Origin of the sequence: Calothrix anomala FACHB-343 (genome assembly GCF_014696435.1) — a bacterium.
Lineage (GTDB): Bacteria > Cyanobacteriota > Cyanobacteriia > Cyanobacteriales > Nostocaceae > Aulosira > Aulosira anomala_A.
In genome coordinates, this window is record NZ_JACJQG010000089.1 from 1 (window position 1) to 24,517 (window position 24,517).

Here is a 24,517-nt window from a genome sequence, read left to right on the forward strand (position 1 = left end):
ACGACTTTTGGCGGGAGGGCATCTCGCTACCGCTTCTGGAGAAAGAGTAAGACCAAGTAAAGGCACTGCTTTTGCAAGGCGTTTTTCTGTGAAGGAAGAATCCCCACACCTTAAGTAGGGGGAGTTGTCAACTAACCGAGTATTTATGGAGATGAGGTAGTTTTACCCTGATTTTTGCCAAATTGTTCATGGCTATGCAGACAGCAAGCTATCCTGATTGGTAGCTTATAAACGGATAGTGAGATAACTTTACAGGGTGGTTTGAGACTTGAGGCTACTATCCTCACAAAACCTGGGCGAAAAAAATTGATAATTAAAAATTAAACCGAAACATTCACCATTTCCTCATGTTCATTGAGGGATGTTCGATAGGATGGGGCATTGAACTCCTTCCAAAAACACCTGACAATTAACAAAGCGCAAAGTCGAGCCAGTTATCTATGCTGGGCTAGTCTCCTGACTTAAACGAACAGGTGTTTATTTAAGCGGGTCACCCCATCAATAGACTGTTTTAGCTTTGTTAGATAAAACAACTGACACATAAAGTGCGGTAAATTTCAGTTTGATGCGACAGGGATACTAAACAAATAATGGTTCAAGAACGCACATTACCTACTTTTAATGCCGCTAAAGTTCAGATTACCAAAGAAGAAGGCTTGCGGTTGTACGAGGACATGGTTCTCGGCAGATCTTTTGAAGACAAATGCGCCGAAATGTACTACCGGGGCAAAATGTTTGGTTTTGTCCATTTATACAACGGTCAAGAAGCCGTTTCTACTGGCATCATTCAGGGCGCGATGCGACCAGGAGAAGATTATGTATCCAGTACCTACCGCGACCACGTTCACGCCCTAAGTGCGGGAGTTCCAGCCAGAGAGGTAATGGCGGAGTTATTTGGTAAAGCCACAGGTTGTAGCAAAGGCCGTGGTGGTTCCATGCACATGTTTTCTGCCGAACATCGCTTATTAGGCGGCTATGCTTTTGTGGCTGAAGGTATTCCTGTAGCAGCTGGCGCAGCTTTTCAAAGTAAATACCGCCGCGAAGTATTGGGAGACCAAAATGCTGACCAAGTAACAGCTTGCTTTTTTGGCGATGGTGCAGCCAACAACGGTCAGTTTTTTGAAACCTTAAATATGGCAGCTTTATGGAAACTGCCAATTCTTTTTGTGGTAGAAAATAATAAGTGGGCAATTGGCATGGCTCACGATCGCGCCACTTCTGACCCAGAAATCTACAAAAAAGCCAGCGCATTTAACATGGCAGGTGTGGAAGTAGACGGGATGGATGTTTTGGCTGTGCGTGCCGTCGCCCAAGAAGCCGTCGCCCGCGCCCGCGCAGGTGAAGGCCCCACCTTAATTGAAGCGTTAACTTACCGTTTTCGCGGTCACTCCCTAGCAGACCCAGACGAACTGCGCAGCAAAGCTGAGAAAGAATTCTGGTTTGCCCGTGACCCAATTAAAAAGTTGGCAGCTTATTTAGTTGAACACAATTTATCAACTCAAGAAGAACTCAAAGATATCGATCGCAAAATTCAGGCACTCATTGAAGACGCGGTGAAATTCGCTGAAAGTAGCCCTGAACCAGATCCAAGCGAGTTATATCGCTTCGTGTTCGCAGAAGATGAGTAGATAGGGGTTAGGGGCTAGGGGCTAGGGGCTAGGGAAGGAGGACAATTGTAGAGACGCGATTCATCGCGTCTTTGCCCAATGCCCAATGCCCAATGCCCAATGCCCAATGCCCAATGCCCCATACCCATGAAGGAGAAATTTGTGTTTTCTATAGCAACTCAACAGCAGCAATACAAAACCTATATTCTTTCTGATGAAACTGCTGGTTCTCAGATAGAAGTTGTGCCGGAACGGGGGGGTATTATCACCCGTTGGCGCGTCCAAGGGCAAGAAGTTCTCTATTTGGATGCAGAACGCTTTATTCATCCTGATTTGAGTGTTAGGGGCGGAATTCCGATTTTATTTCCGATTTGCGGGAATTTACCGGATAATACTTACACCTACAACGGTGAAACCTATAGCTTGAAACAGCATGGTTTTGCCCGTGACTTACCTTGGCAAGTTGTTGACCAACTAACAAGCGATCGCGCTAGTCTAACTTTAGTCCTCAACAGCAACGAACAAACCCGCGCTGTTTATCCTTTTGAGTTTCAACTGGCTTTTACCTACGAACTCCAAGGTAATACCCTAGCAATTCACCAGCAGTATCAGAATTTGTCCTCAGTGCCATTGCCTTTGTCGATGGGCTTCCATCCCTACTTTGTGACTGCTGATAAAGATCAACTTGAGGTTTCCATCCCTTCTAGAGAATTTCAAGACCAAAAAACTAAACAAATTCATCCATTTGATGGTAAATTTGATTTTGGTCTGGATGAAATCGACGTTGCCTTTAAGCAGCTAAGTAGTCAATCGGCTTCTGTGGTAGATAACAGCAGAAAGTTAAGCTTGACATTAGATTACGGCAAAGAATATCCTATATTAGTCTTTTGGACAGTTAAGGGTAAAGAATTCTATTGTCTAGAGCCTTGGAGCGCGCCCCGCAACTCGCTCAACAGTGGCGAACATCTGACTGTTCTGGAGCCAGGTACTAGTTACCAAGCATCTGTAAAGTTAACAGGTAATTTCTTCTAAAAAACCTCTTTACAAAACTACAGATGTCTGTGCTATAATCAGAAAGTTGCGAAAACAACGGAACGGGTCGCTAACTCAACGGTAGAGTACTCGGCTTTTAACCGATTAGTTCCGGGTTCGAATCCCGGGCGACCCATTTACAAGGAAACAATACTCGCTGAAGCTTGAGAAATCAAAGTAGAAGCGAGTTTTATTGTTTATGAATATCCTAACTTTGAGCGATCGCTCTATTTGCACCAAAGAAAAGAGCGATCGCCAGAATTATGCCGTTAACCGATTAAGGTAAAACAACAGAGCTTTGCTTACCATTGTTATTCACACCATTTAAAGCTGTAACTACCGTACTCTCAGAAGAAGATGGCGATGTTTTAGAACGGCGTGATGAACTCTTGCGCGGCTTACCTCCTGCCTGGGCATATTCCGCGCTATATTTGCCATAATTGGTGGCTACACTCATTAACATCTTTTCTGAATAAGTGCTTAAATCTTCTTCAATTTCAGCGATACGAATTGCCATGTCATCTAGGCTAGAGAGTAAATTATTGTAATTTGATAGCTCGGTTTGCAAATTTTGAATCCGAAGAGGCGCGTCAATTAGGAGAGTTGATTAGTCGCAGAAGACAATTAGTTGAAATTCAAACTGCGGAGAAAAATCGTCGCTCACGCTCTCGTGGTAAAACATTGGCAAATATTGAAGCACATATTGAATATCTTGAAGGTCGTCTAAAACAACTTAACCAAGAAATTGAGCAATTAACTCAAAAAAATCAACAATGGATTAATAAGGTCAATTTTTCATGCTCTTTTTTTGCCTCAACGGGAAATCCAGCAACTGAGGAAGATTCGGCGGCGCAGCGGAGTGAAGGCGTGCGGGCTTTGACTATCTAGACTACATAGTCACAAACCTTGTAGCCCGTGCCAGACACCGCCGAATCTAGCGCAGCGATCCTCAGTTGCGTCAATGTTTCCACCACCACTTTTTTGTTAATGATCGCTTGACATTCAAGACAGTCGCTACGCAGCTTGCGTAAGTTCTGTTTTTTTACCGGGCGAAACCGCAGTTTATAGGGTTAATTCAGCTCGGACAATCACATCATTAAAGTCATTATCACCACCACCAGGTAAATCCTCAAATCCAAAAGTGTTATTTCCTAACAAGCGAATGTGGTCAACCTTATCACTATTAGCCCCTAAATAGGCAAAGTAAATCTGGTCAACTTGTCCATTCAGAACTTGGTCTACAGTGCGACCATTAGTCAGGATAAATGGAGCAAAAATACTTCCTCCTGTTAACAACTTGTCGGTAAAAGTAGCAGTTCCTTGATTATCAACCCGGAGATCAATTCCTGCCACACGATTTTTAACAGCAGCTTGAGCATAGCCTGAGTCACCAGGACGAAAATCAATAGTACCATTGCCATCAATATCAATACCTCCATTTTCATCAGCTACTTTGTACAAGCCGACAAAATTGCTAAAAGCAGCTTCTCTATTGACAACAAAATCAACTTTTACATCTTGGTTTATACCCTGTAAATCAATGACTTCTCCTTGTCGTGTTCCTTGCAGATTTGTACCCAAGAGTAATGGGTCATTTGTGGATTTAATATTCACCACTAAATCCTTGAAATCTGCATTATTATTAGACCCATCTTTCCAAGCCAAGGAGAAACCATCAGTACCCAATTCTGTAATTGTTTGACGGGAGATGTCGGAGAACAAGATATCTGTGGTGGGAGTAATTCCATTTTGCACACTATCAATTGTGCCGTTTTTAACCAAGAAGAACCTCAGATTATCACCAAAGTTAAATTCCAGTATACTCTTCAGGTTCTTGATATTAAATCCATTGGGGACATTGGCAATAGTTGAGAAAACTACTTTTGATTTATTTAAAGCAGCTTGAATATAACCTGCTTCTCCTGGAGCAATGCCATTAATTTTTCCTTGGGCATCATCAACGGTAAATACACCCAACTCATTTATCTGGTTAGAATTACTTTCTGTGAGTGTAACTTGAAGTTTTGGTTTGTTAGCACCACCAATAATAGTAAAGACATTATCAGAAATTTTTGTGAGTGTGGTAATTGCCAAAGCAGCATTTAAAGTGACAGATGCTTGGTCATCTTCATTGGGGTTATTATTGTTAGGAGTAGAATCAGGATCGGTTTCACTAACACCAGTGACTTCAGCTTTGTTAATAAGAGCATTTGCAGTTTCAACATTAGCAATAATAGTTAAACTGCGACTAACATTATCTCTGATATTTCCAACATCCCAAACACCTGTGATGCTATCATACGTACCTTGCTCGGGTGTGGCAGAAATAAAACTTAATCCTGTGGGTAAGAGATTAGCAACTTTGATGCTACTAGCAATTCCCGTTCCTTTATTGGTTATGGTCAAGGTAAATGTTAGTTGGTCTCCAACGTTGGGATTTTCCTTATCAACAGCTAGGGTCAATTCTAAATCAGCAGAATCAGGTGCGATTGAATTAATAGTTTTACTTTGACTTAAATAGTTATCGCTAGTGTTAGAGTCAGATTCATTACTGGTGACAATGGCTGTATTTCTCAATGTATCAGCAGTAATAGCAGTAGCATTAATAGTTACTGTTGCTTTTCCACCTTTGTCAATATTGCCTAATTCAGCGACTACATTGCCATTAAAATCAACAAAAGTATTTCCCTGACTAGCGATTGCTGATACATCTTTTACTCCTAATGAACCAATATCATCAATCAGTTTTACTCCCGTAGCTTGACTATTACCATTATTCGTAACAGTAAGTGTATAGGTAATTGTATCTCCTAGATTTACTGGAGTATTAGTTGCATTGCTAGTTAACAATAGATCCGTAGGCAGTAAAGGTACTTCTGCAACTGTAGTATCTACAATAGCCACATTATTTGTGACATCTGGATCATAGGTTTTAGTGGTGACAGTAGCAGTATTAGTAATTGTCCCTGTTGTTGGTGGGGTAATGGTAATGTTTACCGTTTTCTTCTGATCTTTTTCTAAATCACCAATATCAAAAGTGAGTTGATTATCTGATTGAGTGGTTGGGTTAATGCTAGATGAAACAAAGGAAACTCCTTCTGGTAAGATATCACTCAGCACAATTGATTTAGCTGTGCTAGTACCATTGTTAGTAACAGTAATTGTATAAGTCAGATTACTACCTACATTTACTGAGTCGGTATTAGTTGTTTTAGTAACAGATAAATCTGCTTCTTCAGTGACTTTGACCTGTCCTGTAGAATAATTCAAAGAAATTGGATTATTTTCATCCATGATCATTCCATAGATGTAATAATCCCCAGTAGCAATTCCTTCGGTATTCCAAACAAAACTGCCAGCACCATCAGTTTCATCAAGACCATCTTTAATTAAAATGCCATCGAAGCCTTCATTGTCAGTGTCATAAAATAGACTAACTTTAGCATTTGAATCTGCATCAAAAGCATTGTAGCTAATGGTAACATTTTGATCAGTTATATCTGTAGAAGGTGAAGTGATGGCAATGGTAGGAGCAATGGAATCACGGAAAGCACTGTAAGTAACCTGACCTAAACCAGTTTCATCTACTGCATCAATATCCCAAATACCTGGTTCTGGGTTGCTAACAATAACAACTCTAGTTGTTGAATTAGTAAGCTCATCAACAATGGCAATTTTGCCGGTTACTGCAAAATCAGACTCGTTAAAAATAGTACCATCAGGTGCTTTAACTTTAACTTTGACATTATCATTAGCATTTTCCCAGTCAGCACCCATCAAAATCCAATCTGTTCCTGGTGCAATAGTAAAACTACTGGTTTTGGGTAAGTTTTTAGAGCCAATGATTTCTACTTTGCCATCAAAAAAAGCTTTAAATCCACCAACAAAACTCAAATTTAAGCCCAGCTTTTGAATGTTAATTGTTCTCCAAGCAGCACCGAAATCATCAGATAAATTGCCATTATTGGTAAAATTAAACAAGAAATTACCAGAACTAATTTGCGCTCCACCAAGAAAAGGTACAAATTTAGGGATATTAACACTTGCCCCTCCGGACATAGTGATATCAAAGTTGGTACTAGCTTTGAATCCGCTTTGGGTTTTAATCAGACCATCAATTAATGAGTAACCTCCTTTTGTCTCAAAAAAACCTTTGTTCCAGTTAATTTCTGCATCCACATTACCACTGGCAACTTGCTCATTAATCATCTTAAATTTACCACTACCTTTAATCCGTTTTTCGTTAACGTTAACAGTAGCGTCAAGATCTACTAATGCTGCTTCAAATTTTCCTCCACCTATGGCTGTTAAATCAGCAGGTACTTTTGGTCCAGCCGTTAATTTAAGACCACCTGTGAACTCAATAGGATCTTGATCGGAAGGAGCAAAATTTTCTATTTTTCCTGACAAACCTTGCAAGAAAGCTCCAGTATTGCCTATAGGAACATTTAATCCATCTACTTCAGCACCAATCAGATTTAGCTCTACAGGTGGTATTGGTAATTTAAACCCTAGTTCCAAACCCGCACCAATTTTTTTAGGTGGAACACTAGCTCCAAAGGGAAATGTAACTTTAGCTTTACCAGCTATATCCTTATTTACTGTGTCCAGCTTTAATGTTGCTTCACTTATTCCCCATCCATTTGGCAATTTAATATTGCTTACAGAGAGAGAACCTTTAACATCTCCTTTGCCACCTTGGATTTGGATGTAATTATCTCCAGAAAAATCGGCTATAATTTTGCCTATTTGCCCAGCACTACCATCTGGTTTAGCAAAAGGATCAATTACTAATTTACCTTTAATTTTAACTTTGTCTTCTGGAGCTAAATACTCTATGGAAAAGTCATTAAATTCTCTAACTGGGAAAAATTTAAAAAGTTGAAAATCTTTAAAATTAGGTATTGAAAATTTGATGCTTGAGCCTAACTTCACATCATTTTGAGTAATTAATAGTCCATCTGAACCACTGAAAAAATAATCAGGTAGACCCAAATCTTCAATTAATTTGAACTTCGCCCCCAAAGCAAGTCCATTAGGATTGATACTTAAACTGCTAAAATCAACATCCATTCCTCCTAATTGATACTGATTTGCAAAGCTCTTATCTTCCTCTAACGAACCAGTTGCGGTTTTAACATCAATATCAAATTTGCTCTTAAATAGCGGTGTTGTCTTCACCAGACCAGCACCAATCAAGGAAGAAACTATTCCGTCAACAGTAATTTTATTTGCATCATACTCCACAGTACCTTCGACTTGGAGCATAGGGAAAAATCCTTGTCGTCCGATATTAATCGTTCCTTGAAGAATACATTTACCATTCTTTTCTTCCTCTGTTCCATTTACAAGTGAAATTTTGAATGGTAAAGGCTCAGGACAGTTTTTAGTATCAATTTTATAATCCCAAGCTGTACCCTCATCATTAGTTGCTAATATCACTTGTAATTCGTCAGAATTACCTTTGGGTATATTGACTGTTCCAGTTTTGCTACCTGATACAAAGCCTGTATTGAGAATGTCTTTTCCTTCATAACGGAGAATTAAATTGTCAGGAATAGTATACATTTCATAAAAATATGTTGCTGTTCCTCCACCTTTAGAATCTAGTTTGATGGTTTTTACACTCCCTTCAAACCCACCACTTACAAAACCTGTAGTAGCCTGTTCAACTACAAGTTCTTGCCCATCTAAAGTAATAATTGCCGTATCATCTTTAGCTTGCAATTGCTGTAACTGCTCAGATTCAAATGTCTTTCCTTGGACAAGACCCGAAAAAATTGCCCCTTCATCACCTGGAGCATCTACTTGATTTAATTTTGCATCTATAGCATGACCAATTTCTTCCAATAATACTGAAGTGATAGCACTGCTATTAGCTGTATTTTGATTGAGATAACCTTGGGAAACATAAATAGTATTGGTGGCTTGGGCGTAAGCTCCAACTGCTCCAGCAAGTTCAGCCCCTGAACGAATTTGAATATCTGGAATAATACTAAAGTCCTGATTTTGCCAAGCGTTTTGTATTCCAGTAGTATTAACTCCCAAACCAAAAACTAACTGCATCTCAGGTTGAAAATCTGGACTATTAGCAAAACTGTATAGCTGATTTTTAGCTAATTCCAATGCTGATTTTATGACGTTGTTGGATTGTTTATCGCTATCGTTGGATAAAAAACTATAATTTGCAGACATTACGTTATATCACTGAATTTAAACACATTTGCTGGTATTCTATATATCACAAAGTTAAAATATCTAAAATAAATTTTTAGTAAATTTTTATACCATAAAATAAAAAACTAATACATCCAAGGTTCTATTCCTAGAAATGAGACTCAAAAACACAACATGGCTTGATGCTGAGGATAAAAAAGCGAGGTTAAATACCTAAAAAATAGACATCCAGGAGTTTTTAGGGAAAATACAAATATACTTACCCTTCTTCTGCTACTATCGGGAAGGGCGATCGCTATTAGACTTATAAAGCAATCAAGACAAGCTATTCTATTTAGAAAATATTGGTCTTGTATTTGTGATGAGAACAGAATCTCGCGTAGCCGTAGCCCGTCGTAGACATTGCTTGCTATACACAAGCTCTAGATTAAAAAAACGGCAAGTATTTTGGTAGAGTGAGTCAACGTCCGAAGAATGCGATCGCATTCCCCCAATGAATGTAAAGAAACAGAAATATTTCTGAGAAGCAGCCCCAAAAGCACAACACCACCTGCTATGAATGAAACAAACAAGTTAAATTCTCTTCCCTATTCCCTTGTTTCTCGCAAAAGGGTTAAGAGAAGATTGTCCAGAGGATACTTAGATTTAGTAGGTTGATGAGTAAGGCTGTAATGACTTTCCATCGTCTATTTTTACTGATGCGATCGCGAGTACGAGATACCAGCAACCGTAATAATAACCATAGGGAATATAGTTGAAAGGGTAAAAAAATTAGAATTAAACCAATAACAGCAACTTTAAAGGCTCTGTCTGCTGTTTGATCTGCCCAGGAAACTGGGATAATATCGTCATCATCTGTATCTTCTGCTGTCATTTCCTCACCTTCAGCAGCAGATTCAACTTCTAAATTGCTTGACCCTAAAATAAACTTAGCTTGTGCTGCGTCTTGTTCGTGGACTTGCAGTTTAATCCAGCCGACAGCGACAGTTAAATGCCATGCTAAGTCTACGGTAGACTCGTTTGCTAAATAAGAGCTAATACCTTCAGCTTCTAGAAGTTGTTTTGCGAGGTTAGCTTCCAAAGAATTGCTATAGGTGGCTACTGTGACAAAATTATTAGCCATAGGTTCAAGCTAAATTTTTTCAACAATTGCGATCGCCACTTGCAAATACCTGGGTGGATAGTCGCTTCTTGTGCTGAATTACATATACAGTAGCGTCCGCATAGGAATTATAGCAATCTGTATACAATACAAATTTTAAAAAAGAATGCAACAGTAGGGGCAATGCCATGCCTCTAGAATATATGAATGTGTCGCAAATACAGCAGATTTCAGGTAAATGAAGTACGCGCTTCGGGGCATGGCAGTGCCAGTGCCCCTACAATCAACGATATAATCTGTACTTCACCAACTAGCAATCTGCTGTATTATTTGCATTAGTTTAGATAACCGTGTTGTATTTTTAACTAAACCTATTACCCCATGAAAAAAGCTCAAGCAAAAATGCCTGAGCCATGAATACATCAATGAATTTGCTGGTATAAAAGATTAACTCAAAGAGTTAAATCTATCAAGCAAAAGCTTAATAACGGTTACGTGAGCCACCGTAATTACCACGGTTTCCACCAAAGGAACCTCTATCTTCTTTAGGTTTTGCTTTATTTACTTTGAGATCGCGTCCCATCCACTCTGCGCCATCGAGAGCTTCAATAGCAGCAGCTTCTTCTGCTTCCGAACTCATTTCTACAAAACCAAAGCCACGTACACGGCCTGTTTCTCTATCTGTAGGTAGCTGAACGCGCTTAACAGAACCATATTCTGCAAACACGGCATTTAAGCTTTCTTCTGTAACATCATAAGAAAGATTGCCTACGTAAACTGACATAAATTGTCTCCGAAATCAAAAGTATGCAGAGATTTAAGTTTCGGAGAAAAGTTTGTAAATACCAAGAACAAAAAACCTGTAAATACTAAAAACAAACGAGGTCACCGAATTAACTCTCACTTACCACTATGGCAGTAGCTCTTGGGCTTTTGTAGAGAAGTTGCGAAAACTTGATATAACTTCATATAAACAATTACAACCTCAGTATTGGTTACTTAGTTAAAGATTGTGTTAGATTGGCATTACTTGCGATCGCAAAGTGTTGAAAATTGAGAGGAAACCATTATCGTAGTCCAAAAGCAACTAATTAACTCGCAAATCAAGTCACCTCAAGTCTTCTTGATTGACCATGAAAATAATAATCGTGGTTTGACAGATACCAAAGAAGCTCTACAATTAGCTGAGAGCCTAGAACTTGACTTGGTTTTAGTCTCGGAAGGTAAAGACGCTCCGGTAGCCAAAATTCTGAATTTTGGCAAGCTTCAGTATCAAAAGAAAAAGCGTCAAGGCCAAAGTGCTAGACCTACAGTCAAAGAAGTTCGATTTCGTCCGAACGTAGGCGCAGCTGATTACAACTTACGCATCGAGCAAGCGCAGGGGTGGCTGAAAAAAGGCGATTCAGTGAAGTTTGCCATTCGGTTACGAGGTCGAGAACATCAATATCGTGAAAAAGCTATAGAATTGCTAGACCGGATTGTGAACGATCTGAGTGAAGCAGGTAAAGTACAATCCCTTGATAAGCGATCGCTGATTGCTCAAGTGATTCCTGCGTGAACTAACTACTACACCACCTGTATATAGGTGTATATAGGTGGTGTAGGTTGATTTTTTAGTCTAAATTGCATAACTACTAATCAGGGCTGTTAACAGTCAACAGTCAACAGTCAACAGTCAACAGCCCTCACGATGGATTGTGCAACTTAAAAGCAGAGTAGCTGACTACAAACCAAGGTGATTTTGCAGCGCTTGGCGCATGACTTCTACTGGTACAGTTTCTTGCTGTAACCAGATTTTTAATGCGGCTGCACCTTGTTGAACGAGCATTTCTAAACCATCGATGGCGATCGCACCTTGTTGTTGGGCTAGTTGCAAAAATTGCGTGGGTTTCGGTATATATATCAAATCGTAGGCGATAGCATCTGTTGGTAAATCTGCCATTTCCTCTGCACTCACAGGCGATGCATCAACTTTGGGATACATGCCAATTGGTGTGGTATTTACTAATAAATTGGCTTGGGGGATGAGTTTGGCTAATTTATCCCATGTATGCACCTGTAAGTTTATCCCTAGAGAGGAATCATGCCAACTGGCGTAAAATTCCTCTAGTTTTTGCTGACTGCGCCCAACTACATGAATTTCCGCAAATCCTAGCTGATGACAACCTGCAACCACTGCTCTAGCTGCGCCACCATTACCTAAAATTACCGCCGCTTTCTGACTCCAATCTTGTTTATATGTAGTTTGCAAAGGTGCAATAAAACCTTCGATATCTGTGTTTGTTCCTACCCAAGTATTATTTTGACGAGTGACAGTATTGACTGCACCGATTGCTTGAGCAATGGGAGTAATTTCGGATAATAAAGGCATAATTGCTTGTTTATGGGGAATTGTGACGCTAAACCCAACCACCCCAACAGCCGCAAAACCTGCGATCGCACTTTTTAAATTTTCTGGTGCTATAGGAAAAGGTAGATAAACATAATCTAATCCCAATTGCGCGATCGCTGCATTGTGCATCACTGGTGACAGCGAATGTTCCACCGGATACCCAATCACCCCTAATAGTTTTGTTTTGCCTGTAATCTGCAACATGCTTGATTTATCAGTCAATGATTCCCACTCGGCAATTTACCACAACTTTGACATCGAAATCCAAAAAGGCAGGGGGACAATTGTACAGACAAGGGTTCATCGCGTCTCTGCCCAATGCCCAATGCCCAATGCCCCATGCCCCATGCCCAACTACCTAAATGATTGCCATATCTCCATTAATATCTGTTGACTGCTGCGTTCTGGTTCATGCTTGCGGGGACGGCGTTGAATATAAGTACCATCGGCTTGCAAATCCCAAGCTTGGCGATTATCTGCAAGCATAATTTCCAGAATATCTTGTAAAGTTTGGGAAATTTTGGGATCGACAACTGGTGTCACAACTTCCACACGGCGATTTAAGTTACTGGGTGTCCAATCGGCACTGCCAATGTAAACTTCATCTTGTCCATGATTATGAAAATGAAAGAGGCGCGAATGTTCTAAAAATCTGCCAATAATACTAATTACGCGGATATTTTCGCTAATTCCTGCCAATCCTGGACGCAAACAGCAGATACCGCGAATAATCAGGTCGATTTTTACCCCTGCTTGGGATGCGGCGTAAAGGCTGGTAATAATTTGCGGATCTACCAAAGAGTTCATTTTGGCAATAATTCGCCCTGTTTTACCGTTGTGACAATGTTCGATTTCCCGGCGAATTAAGGCGATAATGCGATCGCGCATATTTACAGGTGATACTAAAAGCTGCCGATAACAAGGCTGATAAGCATAGCCTGTTAAATAATTGAATAATTCCGTTAAATCTGCGCCTAAATCTTCTCGACAACTAAACAAGCCTAAATCAGTGTATAACTTTGCTGTTTGCGGATTGTAGTTACCAGTACCAATATGCACGTAACGCCGAATATTTGCCCCTTCTCGCCTTACCACTAAAGCAATTTTGGCATGGGTTTTTAATCCTAATAAGCCATAGACTACATGAATTCCCGATTTCTCTAATTTCTGCGCCCAATTAATATTATTCTCTTCATCAAATCTGGCTTTTAATTCCACAACCACAGCAACTTGTTTACCACTTTCAGCCGCAGTTATTAAAGATTGAAAAATCTCCGCATCATCACAGGAGCGATACACGGTCATTTTAATTGCTAATACCTGGGGATCGCTAGCAGCTTGGGCAATAAATTCTTCTACTGAAGCGCTAAAAGATTCATAGGGATGATGTACTAATAAATCATTTTGCTGAATAATTGTAAAAATATTCGCGCGTTTTTCTAGTTTATTAGCTTTAGTTTTTTGGCTGGCTTGATAGCAATTATGCAGCCGAGGGGGAATGATTGGCGTCCAAGGAGAATCTTGCAGTTCTGGTAAGGTTAAATCTGTAAATGACATTAAATCTTTTAAATTTAATAGTCCATCTATTTCATAAATATCATTATCATCTATTGCCATTTCTGATAATAATATTTCTCTGACCTCTTCTGGCATTGATGGTTGGATTTCTAGCCTGACTACAGAACCGCGATAAGTTCTTCCGCGTAACTCTTGCTGAATTGCTAATAATAAATCATCGGCTGCTTCTTTGGCTGCTGCTAAATCTGCTTTTCGAGTCAGGCGAAATAAATGATATTCCTGAACCGTCATCTCTGGGAATAAAGCTTCTAAGTTGTGAGCTATTACCTGTTCAATGGGTACGCCCATCCAGTGAATTTCTGACTGAGATTCTGGTTGTAAATCTTCAGGTATCTCAATAAATCTAGGCAGAATAGTTGGGACTTTGACTTTAGCAAATTTTGCTTTTTCTGTTACTGGATCTCTGACAATTACTGCCAAGTTTAAACTAAGATTAGCCATACGGGGAAAGGGATGGCTGGGATCGATAACTATGGGTGTGAGAACGGGAAAAATCCGTTCAATAAATATACTTTGGAGGTAATCTCGCTGTTGTAAACTCAGGTCAGTGTAATTAAAAAGATGAATCCCATTCCAGGACATTTCTTGTCGCAGCACCTGCTCAAAATTTTGCTGCTGCTGATTTACCATCGGATGTAAAATTTGAGCGATCGCTTTTAATTGCTGTTGCGGAGTCAGCCCATCTGGAGTAAGTTTATTTAATCGCGCTTGCACTTGCTCTTTGAGAAATGCTACCCGCACCATAAAATATTCATCTAAATTAGAACTGAAGATAGCTGTAAATTTCAGCTTTTCTAATAAAGGTGTACGCAGATCTAATGCTTCATGCAAAACTCGCCGATTGAATTCTAGCCAACTTAACTCTCGATTAAAGTAATACTGCGAGTCATCTAGATTAATGGTTTTACTTCTCTCTTCAGATTTGACCATATTAGATTGAATCTCAGATAAATTTTATTTGGAGAAAAATAGAGACGTTGGGTTTAAATATTTTTTCTGATTTGCGAAACTGGACAGGATTAGACTTTTTTAACGCAAAGATACGCAGAGTTTTTCATGTGTTTGGCAAGAATTAATTGCATTTTCAATATTAAATTGGTATTGGCTAAGACAATTGCCAAAGAATGGTTACTATTTTGATTATATTTACATTGGTATTAAATTGGCATTAAAGTTGCTTTTTAGAAAATTTAAATTGCTGTTTATTGGTATTAAATAGAATCTCTGGCTTAGATTAAATAATTATTAAAATTAGGTTAAAATAGGCTTAATCTTATATTTAAAACATTTATGTAATGTTTTTTACGAATCAGAAAAAATGCGGAATAACTAATATTAATGAGCTAAATATATAGCATGATTTACTAAGTAATTAATCAAGGGGTGATACCCTGACGGTGGGTGAACCCGTTGGCGATAAATGCGATCGCAAAAGCTACCTATGCCCAATGACGCCAGTTGCTACAACGGGGGGGAACCCCCGCAACGCACTGGCTCCCCCATGCCCAATATACAATGTACAATTATTAAAGCTACTTTACATTTCGTTATAATCATGCAGGCAATTACAGCCCCCTCTACAACCCCCATACCCGGACAGTACTGGCAATGGCGAGGGCATAAAGTTTACTATGTTAAAGCCGGAGAACAACAACTGCAACGTCCGTCTTTGCTGTTAGTGCATGGGTTTGGTGCTTCTACAGATCATTGGCGCAAGAATATCTCCGAACTGTGCCAAGATTTTCAAGTATTTGCCATTGATTTATTGGGATTTGGACGTTCAGCCAAACCTAAATTAGACTATAGCGGCGACTTGTGGCGGGATCAACTCCACGATTTTATTAACGAAATCATTGGTGAAAAAGCAGTTTTAGTAGGTAATTCCCTTGGTGGTTATGCTTGCTTATCTGTTGCTGCACAATACCCTGAGAGTGCGGCTGGTGTAGTGTTACTAAATAGTGCAGGCCCTTTTAACGAACAACCAACAGCAGAACCAGAAGCTTTACAAACACAAATTCAACCACCCAAACAAAAATCGGGATTACAAAAGATGCTAGGTGGTGGGGTGAAGTGGATGTTTAAGCAACCTTTATCCCAGTTTTTATTATTTCAATATGTGCGTCAACGTTGGGTAATTCGCCAAACTCTAGAAAAAGTTTATTTAGATAAAAGTGCAATTACAGATCAATTAGTCGAAGAAATTTATCGTCCGGCTTATGATGCTGGTGCATTTGATGTATTTGTTTCGGTGTTTAGTACTCCTCAAGGTGAAAAAGTTGATGTACTGCTCAAGCAATTAACTTGTCCTTTATTATTGTTATGGGGAGAAGCAGATCCTTGGATGAATGCTAAAGAACGTTCTCGCAAATTTCGCCAATATTATCCACAATTGCAAGAACATTTTCTTTCAGCAGGACATTGTCCTCATGATGAAATACCCTCTCGCGTCAATTCGCTGTTACGCGATTGGGTATTAGAACAATAATTTTCTTGTGGGGTGGACAAGTACGCGCTTCGGGGCATGGCAGTGCCAGTGCCCCTACAATCAACGCAATCTGCTGTACGCATTTTAAATTTATTTTATCTCGTTTCCAGCCGGAGGCTGGAAATGCGGATTCGTGGGCTGCTGCCTCGTCTTCCGATAAATTGAGGCAGAGCCTCATAAATCTACGCTCCCACGCAGAGCATGGGAGCGAGGTAGGATAAGGGTTTCGCGTTAAGTTGACACGTATGGGTAGTGCCAGTGCCCCTACAATCAACGCAATCTGCTGTAGTTATTTTAAATTTATTTAGATATATAAGATTTACTTTCTTCCTCTATTTGTTCACTAATAATTTCAGTGCCCATATCAGGTTTATCAAGACTCACTCTCAGGAAATTTGTTTTGTCTTTGGCTGTGAATTTTTTGTCGTTATCAGAGTCTTTAATTATTTTCAGAAATAAAGCATTTTGGCTGGGAATAATTACCCAATTTTGAATTTGATGATTATTAGGAGTAACTTGAGTCAGGTTTTTACCTGATAAATCAGATATATAACCTACTATGGCGTCTTCATAGTTAAGCTTTTTATCGCCGTTTGTATCTTGTTCAATGACTCGATATAACCACAATCTTGTAGGAGTCTTCCCAACAGCTTTGGTTTCTAGAAAATCAAAAGCGTTAATAATTACTTTTTTCTTGAATAAAAGATAAGTTGACTGTTCTTGTTTGTGATAAAAAATAAAGTTATAGATTAAATTATATTTTTCATAATTACGGGACAGACTATAGTTAGTATTTTTATCTGATTTCTGTTCTGTAGAAATAACTGGAATCATCAAATATTCTGATTGCTCTTTAATAATTAATTCACCGTAATTAACATTTGGTTGGGGTGTGGGCTGAATAGTAGTATTTGCTTGTGTCTGTTCTATCTTTTTGGTTTCAGTTGATTCACAACTAAAAGCAGTTGTAGCGATAAAAATAGCTAGAGTAATTTTTTGCCAAAAACAATTAATCATCATGTAAATCTACCAGCCTCATATTCTATTGTCTTATTTTATGGCTGGTTGTAAAAATCGTCACAACAGTCAACAGTCAACAGTCAACGGTCAACGGTCAACAGTCAACAGTCAACACTACCATTAACTTTAATATTATTGCTGATGAAAAATGCCTCTATCAAATTCAAAAACCTGGTCAAGGGTGACCAGGTTTGCTCGAATTCACAGTTTTCAAATCGTTAAATTTGTTAAATAATTGAAGCAATCAAAAACTAGGGTGGACATAACAACTAACAACTTCAGCATTTTTTGTTTTTCCGCTTTGGGATTTGGCTTGCCTTGTTCTCCAAGATTTATGCCACTTTTGCATTAAATATGCTGAAACTTGCTGGGCTTACTGACGGGAGACACCTGGTCATTTGCCCTTTGGTTTTTTCTTGGTGTCCTATGAATATTAATTTAGCACTGGGATAATTAAGCAAAACACTTTGTTTACCAAAATTGATATTTTGTTTAATTGCGTAATAGTCTCTCAAGATATGTTGACGGTTGACGGTTGACGGTTGACAGGTAAGTAGTAGGGGCACGGCACCAGTAAGATTATTGTATATACGAGAAGATTGTAGATGCCGTGCCCCTACAGTGTGGTCTATTTACCTGAAAATTGCTGTAATTACCAATTCCACATGACTGGGCTGTCGTCTAAGCGATCGCTTACAATGCGTCCAATAGCATCAATCTCTGCAATTTCTGCTGGCGAAAGTTGGACTTGTGCGGCTAGGGCGTTGTCTTTGGCTTGTTGGGGATAACGCGCACCTGCGATCGCATTTGCTTGGGGTTGGGCTATTAACCAGGCTAGGGCTAACTGGGCTAAACTGGCGTTGTGTTTCTCTGCAATGGGGCGGAGTTTATCTAAAGCTTGTTGGGCGCGTTCAAAGTTTTCTCCTTGAAATAACTTATTATCTGCGCGATTATCTCCCTGCTCAAATTTAGTACCGCGAGGAAATTTACCTGTTAATAATCCTTGGGCTAAGGGTGAATAAGCCAAAATAGAAATTTGATTTTCTACACAATAAGGCGTTAAATCTTTTTCTATCTGTCGCCAAAATAGGGAATAGGGCGGTTGTACGCTATCAATTCTGCCATACTGTGATGCTTCGGCTAATTGATCGCGAGAAAAATTAGAAACTCCAATGGCGCGAATTTTACCTTGCTCTTTCAGCAAATTTAAAGCGCTCATTGTTTCCTCAATGGGGACAATTTCATTATTAAAAGAACCGGATGGCCAATGAATTTGATAAAGGTCGATATAATCAGTTTTGAGATTTTTTAACGAACGCTCACAAGCTTCTATAACTTGCTGATACTTCAGATGGTTGACAAATACTTTTGTGGCATATTCTACCTGTTCTCTGACATCGGCTAAAGCTTCAGCGACAATCTGCTCAGAATGTCCATCACCATAGACTTCAGCTGTATCAATGGTGGTAATTCCCGCCTCAAATGCAGCGCGAATTGTTTGAATTGAGTCTGCATCTTCAATTCCTACCCACATTTTTTTACCAGCTTGCCAAGTCCCCATTAAAATAGGTGTGATTTGCACAGCTGATTTTCCTAGTGTTCGCTTAGACATAGTTATTTCCTGATTCATTTCCCTGGATAGTTTTCTACTGTAGCGGTCTTAGAGAGAAAATAAATCAGAGTTAAACTAGATTTCAATGAATTTAAGCAGAAATTTTCATGCTCTTAAGGAATGGGCGATCGCTATTGAGGCTTTAGAAAAGGGTAAGACTATTATGTTACTGCGTAAAGGCGGTATCCAGGAACAAAATGGTCGGTTTCAAGTTGCTCATGACCAAGTTTTACTTTACCCGACATTTGAGCATCAACAACCTTTTTTACTCAAACCTGATTATGCTGATGGTGTATTTCCTGTGCCATCAGGTTGGCATCCAGAAACGGTGCGCATTGGTAGTTGGGCAGAAATTACCGATATTTTACCAGTGAGTGACGAGTCAATAGTTAATAGCTTGCTTCCTTTCCATATTTGGAATGAGCAGTTTATTAGCGATCGCTTAAAATGGAAACCTCGCCAACCATTATATATCCTCCTGCTGCGGACTTATAAATTAGCCCAAGTCACAGAAATTCCTTACCTGACGCAATATGGTGGTTGCAAATCTTGGATTGATTTAACGCAAGGGATTGACGTACAGAATGCGCAACCAGTATTGTCTGAGTCTCGCTATCAGCAATTAGTCGAGGAAATTAGTGATATTATAGGCGATCGCAAAACTTGCAATGGATGATACAAAAACGAATAAGGGCTGTTGACTGTTGACAAAACTCGCTAAAAAACGGGACTCCACCACAGGGAAACCGTCGGTGCTTCTCTTCGAGACGCTCCGCAAAAGCATTCATACTACCCGTAAAATACCCACACTGATGCAAGCATAAAGTGTGGGCTTTCTGCTCCAATACTTGTAAAGACTCAACTCAAAGGAGGAATAGAGTCTAGAAATGTCATCAACCAACCCAAAAATTTGTTTCCGAAAATAGCCGCTATTACTCCACAAAATAAAACTAGTGCAGCTAAAACAATGATATGTAACAATTTCAAATCTATAACTGATAGCGAGATGTATTGCAGAGGGATAAGCGCCAGTACTAATCCAAATGCGATGCCTATGAGAAATTGCTTAATTATATCAGTTGAGATACGGTCTTTAGGACTATTATCCTCAGATATCATGTCAAAGTTCTCCTTATAGAATCTTGAACATTGAAATAATCGACGCTTTTTCTAGTAAACCGTTCCACTGGAATTAAGGCAAAAATTCAAAATTACCCTATTGCCAATTATGAAATTCATCATTAGTATTGCGCAGTAAAGAACTAATCTGCGCTCGTCGGGTTTCAAAGTTAGCAGCGATAGAAATTAAAACTATCCCTACAAACAAGCCAACTACCCATTTTAAAAAAGGATAACGCAAGCTGAAAATTATTAGCTGGTAAATACTAGTAAATAAAAACGCCGCCGTACCTACATAAAGAAAGGCGCGGATTCGCAAGCCTAAGCCAGCGAAAATGGCAATTAAGCTGAAAATTCCCGGTATAAGGGCGGTATCTTGATTAAAGAACATAGCCCAACCGCAAATTAAGCCACTCCCCACCATCCTTAAACTGTGGCGAGTTTCCTTACCTTCTGGTAGCCTGAGCCAAGGATCTATGTGGGCAATATACAGTAAAGATAAACCAATGACGGTGACATACCACAAACTATCATTGAGCTGTAAGTCAACGAACCAGCGACATAACGCCCAATCAATTAAGCCGATGCTGATATAGGTAAAGCGGATGTTGTTTTCGATTTTGGCGAGGAAGATATAGTAACAAGCAGCGATCGCTAAAGTTATCGGGTAAACTTTCAGGCTGGTTTCCGCTAAAATTATCAGTGGGATAATATATGCAGCGTTGCGCCAAGGTCGTCTTGACCAGCCCCAATCCTCCCAAGGTAAAATGTAGAGGAAGTAGGCGAACACACAAGCGATCGCACCATTCCAAGGTAATAAAATATTACCGAAAAGATGCTCGATAATTGTCTGACGCCAATATATTCTCAGGGCGGCTACTTGTAATAAACCGATGTATACCCAAATCTCGGCGATGGTAATGTCACCCAGGATTTGAGTAGATGCGGTGATATTCCTACCTTCAAATATTGCATACTGAACCAAGACAATCCCTGTACCCAAACCTAACAGGCGATTCACTTCGATGGGTGCAACAATTCCCGCTAATAACAGAAAACTACTCCAAGCCCAGTGCAAATGAGTGATGGCTTTTAATTGTCTGGGAGTTAAGCGTAAATAATCGCCCAGCCAAGGTGATAAAATCCGGTAGGCGTACATAATACCTGTACCCAAAGTTGCCATTGCAATTAAGGCATCGCCATAAGCGCCACCTTTGGCTTGAGACATTTGGTAAAACAGCAGTTCATAAGCAGAAAGGGAAACACCAATAATTCCCAAGTACAGCAGGGGTTGGAATTTCTCGGTTCTGCGCCCGACACCAATGAAAATTAAAGCTACGCCGAGAGAACATAAGCCTGTCCAACTTTCAAAGGTATCTAGGCGTAATATCACACTTAAAACAGCATACACCAATGGCAGAATATGCAAGCTGTTGAGGCGTACTTGATAGCGTCGTCGCCACCATTCTCCCACAACTTCGGCGCTTAAACCCAAGGCAATATTCGCGATCGCCATATTTACTGTCGAACGTCCCCAAAAGCCGAGGATTTCTGCTACCAGTAATTCCAACCCCCAGCCAATACCGTAAAACGCCCAGTTATTTGGTTCGCGCCAACTGCGATAGACAATACCTGCCAAGGTGATGGCGATACTAGTTAAATATAAAATTCCTGATGTCTGGAATTTCTCGTAAACAGCGAGGGAATGGACTGTGAGCAAGAATAATTCTAGACTACAAAATGCGATCGCCCATTTATCGCTAGCCTTTGCATATATAGTTGCGAGTGGCTTGTTTTGGCGAATTAAAAATGCTCGTCCATACCATAAACTAAAAGTAGCGATCGCGCCTACTAAAAACCAACCTGCAACACTTAAATGGGGTAATCCGGGTATTCCTTCCCACAACAGCGTGCCGATAAAAGTTAGGCCAAAGCCTAGAGTAATTGCGGCTGTTAGTTCGTAGCGTAAATAACTCGTATTGAAATACATCACCGCCGTAGCTACTGCTAAGGCGATTAATCTTGTTCCTGGTAAATGTATAGTTAGTAACTGCGCCAATCCTAAGGAGACAATACTCAAGCTAGTATTAACTCTGCGCTCCTGGGTATTGTTACGGCTGGCGATAGCTGTAAGAGTTAACGGCGTAACTAACCAGATAATTCCCCACTGCTGCTGACTGCGCACCTCACCATACCAAGCTGATTCGCCATTTGCCCAAAGTAAAATATAACTGGCTGCGGCTAATCCTAAACCAATCAGCAATGCACTTTCTCGCCAAATTCCCTGAGTCAGACTTAATCCTAACTCCACCACCATCAACACTAACAAAATACTCGCCCAAAATTCCCTCCCCAAAGTTGGGAATAACCAATCCACAGTCGAGCAAAGCGTCAAAACTCCCATGATGTGGGTGAGATATACCAAGGGAGAAGATTGGCTTTGTCTGGGTAAGCGGCGTTTGGTGATGTTAACTAAAGTGATGGTAGATAATAATAAATTGAGCGATCGCAATGTAGGATTTACCAAGGCGATTGTGGTTAACACAGTCCCTAAAATCAGCGTCAATCCATCACCACAGATTACTAATTGGCGCTTTTGCTGACGATAAAACAAATCTGTTAACCCCACCATTAATATCAGGTAGGGAAAGAAAGCAATACTCAACAAAGCCCAAGGTACATTTTGGGAATGAGTTAATTGTGTACCAAATGCGATCGCTTGTGTTTGAATATTTGCAGGTACTAACCGCCAACCCAACCAAATCGCTTGTAAACCAATGACAAATACAGCGACGAAATCAGTCTGTAAACTATATCTTTGCAAGCGACTTCCAGAAAACTGCAAAGCCAACCCACTTACAGCAATAGCTTGCCCCGGATAGTTGAAAACTGCAACCAACCAACCTAAGAATAGTACAATACTACCGAGTCTTTCCCAGATGATAAAGGAAGACAAGGGGGACAAGGGGGACGAGGGGGACAAGGAAGAAATTACTCCCCCTGCTCCCTGCTCCCTGCTCCCCTGCGCTACTTCTACTCCCCCTGCTCCCTGCTCCCTGCTCCCCTGCTCTGCTTCTACTCCCCCTGCTCCCTGCTCCCTGCTCCCCTGCTCTACTTCTACTCCCCCTGCTCCCTGCTCCCTGCTCCCCTGCTCTGTTATCTCCCGTTGCGCCAACCAAGTCATTAACCAACCGCAAATACCAATGGCTAAACCCAGCTGAGTAACATCTACTTGGACAATAAAAATTGCCCGCATTAATAAAACTATCAGGGCATATACAATGATCGCAGCTGGTAAGCGAATTCCTAAACTAATTCTGCTGCTACCTTCAGTCGGTGTAGCGTCTGGGGTTTTCTGCCTGCGGTAACGATTATGATAAATAGTAATAATAGTGGTGCCAATCATTGCCAAATAAACGGCAATTAAGGGAAAATTGGGTAATTTCCAACCCCAATGTAAGAAAGATAAGCCCAGAATATTAACTAACAGTAACTTATCAGTACGTAAATTAATTGAAAATAGACGATTACTGAACAGTAAAGCCGTCATCACTGTCAGAGTTGGAGCTGCGATCGCCACTGTGATCCAATCTAAAGGATTGTGCCACAGTTTAAAACTGTCCATTGCCCAAAAATTGACAGGTACTAACAACAAACTCACCAGCAGCAAAGTTTGCGCTGTTAATCTTAGGTTATTTTGTTTTGCTGCCCAAAAACCGAAGCCCCAAAAGCTTAAAGTATAAGCAAATAAAACCCCATATTGTCCCGAAGCGGGGAATTTTTCCCATTGACTCGCAGCTAGTACCCCAGAGGATACCACTACTAAAAATACGCCTAAAAACAGCAACCAACGGACACTCAATTCCTCACCCAAAGACTGCAACATTGTGGTGAGAAAATTGGGTTTTGCTGGCTTGGCTGCTGGTTCTGCATCGCGACTAGCCGACGGTATAGAAATTGCCTGTAACATATTTACAGGTAATGGTTTCACCGGATCGGCTGTTGCTGTGACTACGGGAACTTGCACTGTTATCGGACACACAAGATATTCGCGACAAATCTGTCTAACTTGGCTATCCGATATCAAACCGAAACGCAACCATAAGTCCAATCCTTCCAATAATTGAGGATGGTAAGATGGCAGCTTAATTTCAAATCTGAGCGGGATATCTGGTAACATAAACCGCATCTGTATAAGGATATACGTTTATCAAATCTTGTCAGCAAATATCTTGTGGTTGCTTGTGTGCCACTTAATTTACCTAAACAATACTCAGTAAGCCTACGCTATGGTCAGGGCAAGTAATCAATAAATTTATTATTTGTTAACAGTTGACGGTTGACGGTTGACTGTTAACAAACCTTTATGCAATATTACAAAACATTATTCAAT

At 40.1% G+C, this 24,517-nt stretch carries 14 protein-coding genes, 1 tRNA gene and 1 pseudogene; 7 read left to right on the forward strand and 9 right to left on the reverse strand.

Annotated elements, in window-relative coordinates; genetic code table 11:
- The first annotated feature begins 590 nt into the window (after nt 1-590).
- The 3 genes from pdhA (at nt 591) to H6G08_RS32925 (ending at nt 2,775) form a co-directional block, all read left to right on the forward strand.
- Complete coding sequence (gene pdhA / locus H6G08_RS32915; protein ID WP_190550899.1) at nt 591-1,628, forward strand: pyruvate dehydrogenase (acetyl-transferring) E1 component subunit alpha; 1,038 nt, start codon at nt 591-593, stop codon at nt 1,626-1,628.
- A gap of 141 nt (nt 1,629-1,769) precedes the next feature.
- Nucleotides 1,770-2,639, forward strand: a complete 870-nt coding sequence (locus H6G08_RS32920) for an aldose epimerase family protein (protein WP_190550942.1) — start codon at nt 1,770-1,772, stop codon at nt 2,637-2,639.
- Between the two features lie 64 nt (nt 2,640-2,703).
- Nucleotides 2,704-2,775 (forward strand) — tRNA-Lys (locus tag H6G08_RS32925).
- Between the two features lie 141 nt (nt 2,776-2,916).
- Here H6G08_RS32925 and H6G08_RS32930 read toward each other — a convergent pair.
- The gene (locus H6G08_RS32930) at nt 2,917-3,156 is read right to left on the reverse strand and encodes a hypothetical protein (RefSeq protein WP_190550902.1); all 240 of its coding nucleotides are present in this window, start codon (nt 3,154-3,156) and stop codon (nt 2,917-2,919) included.
- Between the two features lie 56 nt (nt 3,157-3,212).
- Here H6G08_RS32930 and H6G08_RS38835 point away from each other — a divergent pair.
- Nucleotides 3,213-3,431, forward strand: a pseudogene (locus tag H6G08_RS38835) (IS110 family transposase); the annotation flags it as partial.
- Nucleotides 3,432-3,701: 270 nt separating this feature from the next.
- Here the strand turns inward: H6G08_RS38835 and H6G08_RS32940 are convergent.
- The 3 genes from H6G08_RS32940 to rbp form a co-directional block, all read right to left on the reverse strand.
- Entirely contained in the window at nt 3,702-8,834 is a 5,133-nt protein-coding gene (locus H6G08_RS32940) for a DUF4114 domain-containing protein (protein WP_190550904.1), read from the reverse strand.
- Between the two features lie 595 nt (nt 8,835-9,429).
- Nucleotides 9,430-9,939 (reverse strand): putative signal transducing protein, encoded by a 510-nt coding sequence (locus H6G08_RS32945; RefSeq protein ID WP_190550906.1) that lies wholly within the window; start codon nt 9,937-9,939, stop codon nt 9,430-9,432.
- Nucleotides 9,940-10,399: 460 nt separating this feature from the next.
- The gene (gene rbp, locus H6G08_RS32950; RefSeq protein WP_190550908.1) at nt 10,400-10,702 is read right to left on the reverse strand and encodes an RNA-binding regulator; all 303 of its coding nucleotides are present in this window, start codon (nt 10,700-10,702) and stop codon (nt 10,400-10,402) included.
- Nucleotides 10,703-11,008: 306 nt separating this feature from the next.
- On the opposite strand from rbp, the gene infC reads away from it, so the two are divergent.
- Nucleotides 11,009-11,476, forward strand: coding sequence for a translation initiation factor IF-3 (gene infC / locus H6G08_RS32955; protein ID WP_313933787.1), 468 nt, complete (start codon nt 11,009-11,011; stop codon nt 11,474-11,476).
- Between the two features lie 165 nt (nt 11,477-11,641).
- On the opposite strand, the gene H6G08_RS32960 is transcribed toward infC, so the two are convergent.
- The gene (locus H6G08_RS32960) at nt 11,642-12,514 is read right to left on the reverse strand and encodes a shikimate dehydrogenase (protein WP_190550910.1); all 873 of its coding nucleotides are present in this window, start codon (nt 12,512-12,514) and stop codon (nt 11,642-11,644) included.
- A 150-nt stretch (nt 12,515-12,664) separates the two neighbouring features.
- Nucleotides 12,665-14,818 carry a polyphosphate kinase 1 gene (gene ppk1 / locus H6G08_RS32965; protein WP_190550912.1) on the reverse strand — a complete coding sequence of 718 codons (2,154 nt, stop codon included), beginning with the start codon at nt 14,816-14,818 and terminating at the stop codon, nt 12,665-12,667.
- Between the two features lie 625 nt (nt 14,819-15,443).
- On the opposite strand from ppk1, the gene H6G08_RS32970 reads away from it, so the two are divergent.
- Complete coding sequence (locus H6G08_RS32970; protein WP_190550914.1) at nt 15,444-16,373, forward strand: alpha/beta fold hydrolase; 930 nt, start codon at nt 15,444-15,446, stop codon at nt 16,371-16,373.
- Nucleotides 16,374-16,673: 300 nt separating this feature from the next.
- On the opposite strand, the gene H6G08_RS32975 is transcribed toward H6G08_RS32970, so the two are convergent.
- Together H6G08_RS32975 and H6G08_RS32980 are read right to left on the reverse strand one after the other, a co-directional pair.
- Nucleotides 16,674-17,393: a hypothetical protein gene (locus H6G08_RS32975; RefSeq protein ID WP_242046373.1), complete on the reverse strand. Its 720-nt coding sequence runs from the start codon at nt 17,391-17,393 to the stop codon at nt 16,674-16,676.
- Nucleotides 17,394-18,045: 652 nt separating this feature from the next.
- Nucleotides 18,046-19,005: an aldo/keto reductase gene (locus tag H6G08_RS32980; protein WP_190550916.1), complete on the reverse strand. Its 960-nt coding sequence runs from the start codon at nt 19,003-19,005 to the stop codon at nt 18,046-18,048.
- A gap of 85 nt (nt 19,006-19,090) precedes the next feature.
- Here H6G08_RS32980 and H6G08_RS32985 point away from each other — a divergent pair, with 85 nt between their 5' ends.
- On the forward strand, nt 19,091-19,681 hold the full coding sequence (locus tag H6G08_RS32985; RefSeq protein ID WP_190550918.1) for a DUF1802 family protein: 591 nt from the start codon (nt 19,091-19,093) through the stop codon (nt 19,679-19,681).
- 540 nt (nt 19,682-20,221) lie between these two features.
- Here H6G08_RS32985 and H6G08_RS32990 read toward each other — a convergent pair.
- Nucleotides 20,222-24,304, reverse strand: a complete 4,083-nt coding sequence (locus H6G08_RS32990; protein ID WP_190550920.1) for a DUF2157 domain-containing protein — start codon at nt 24,302-24,304, stop codon at nt 20,222-20,224.
- Nucleotides 24,305-24,517 lie beyond the last annotated feature (213 nt).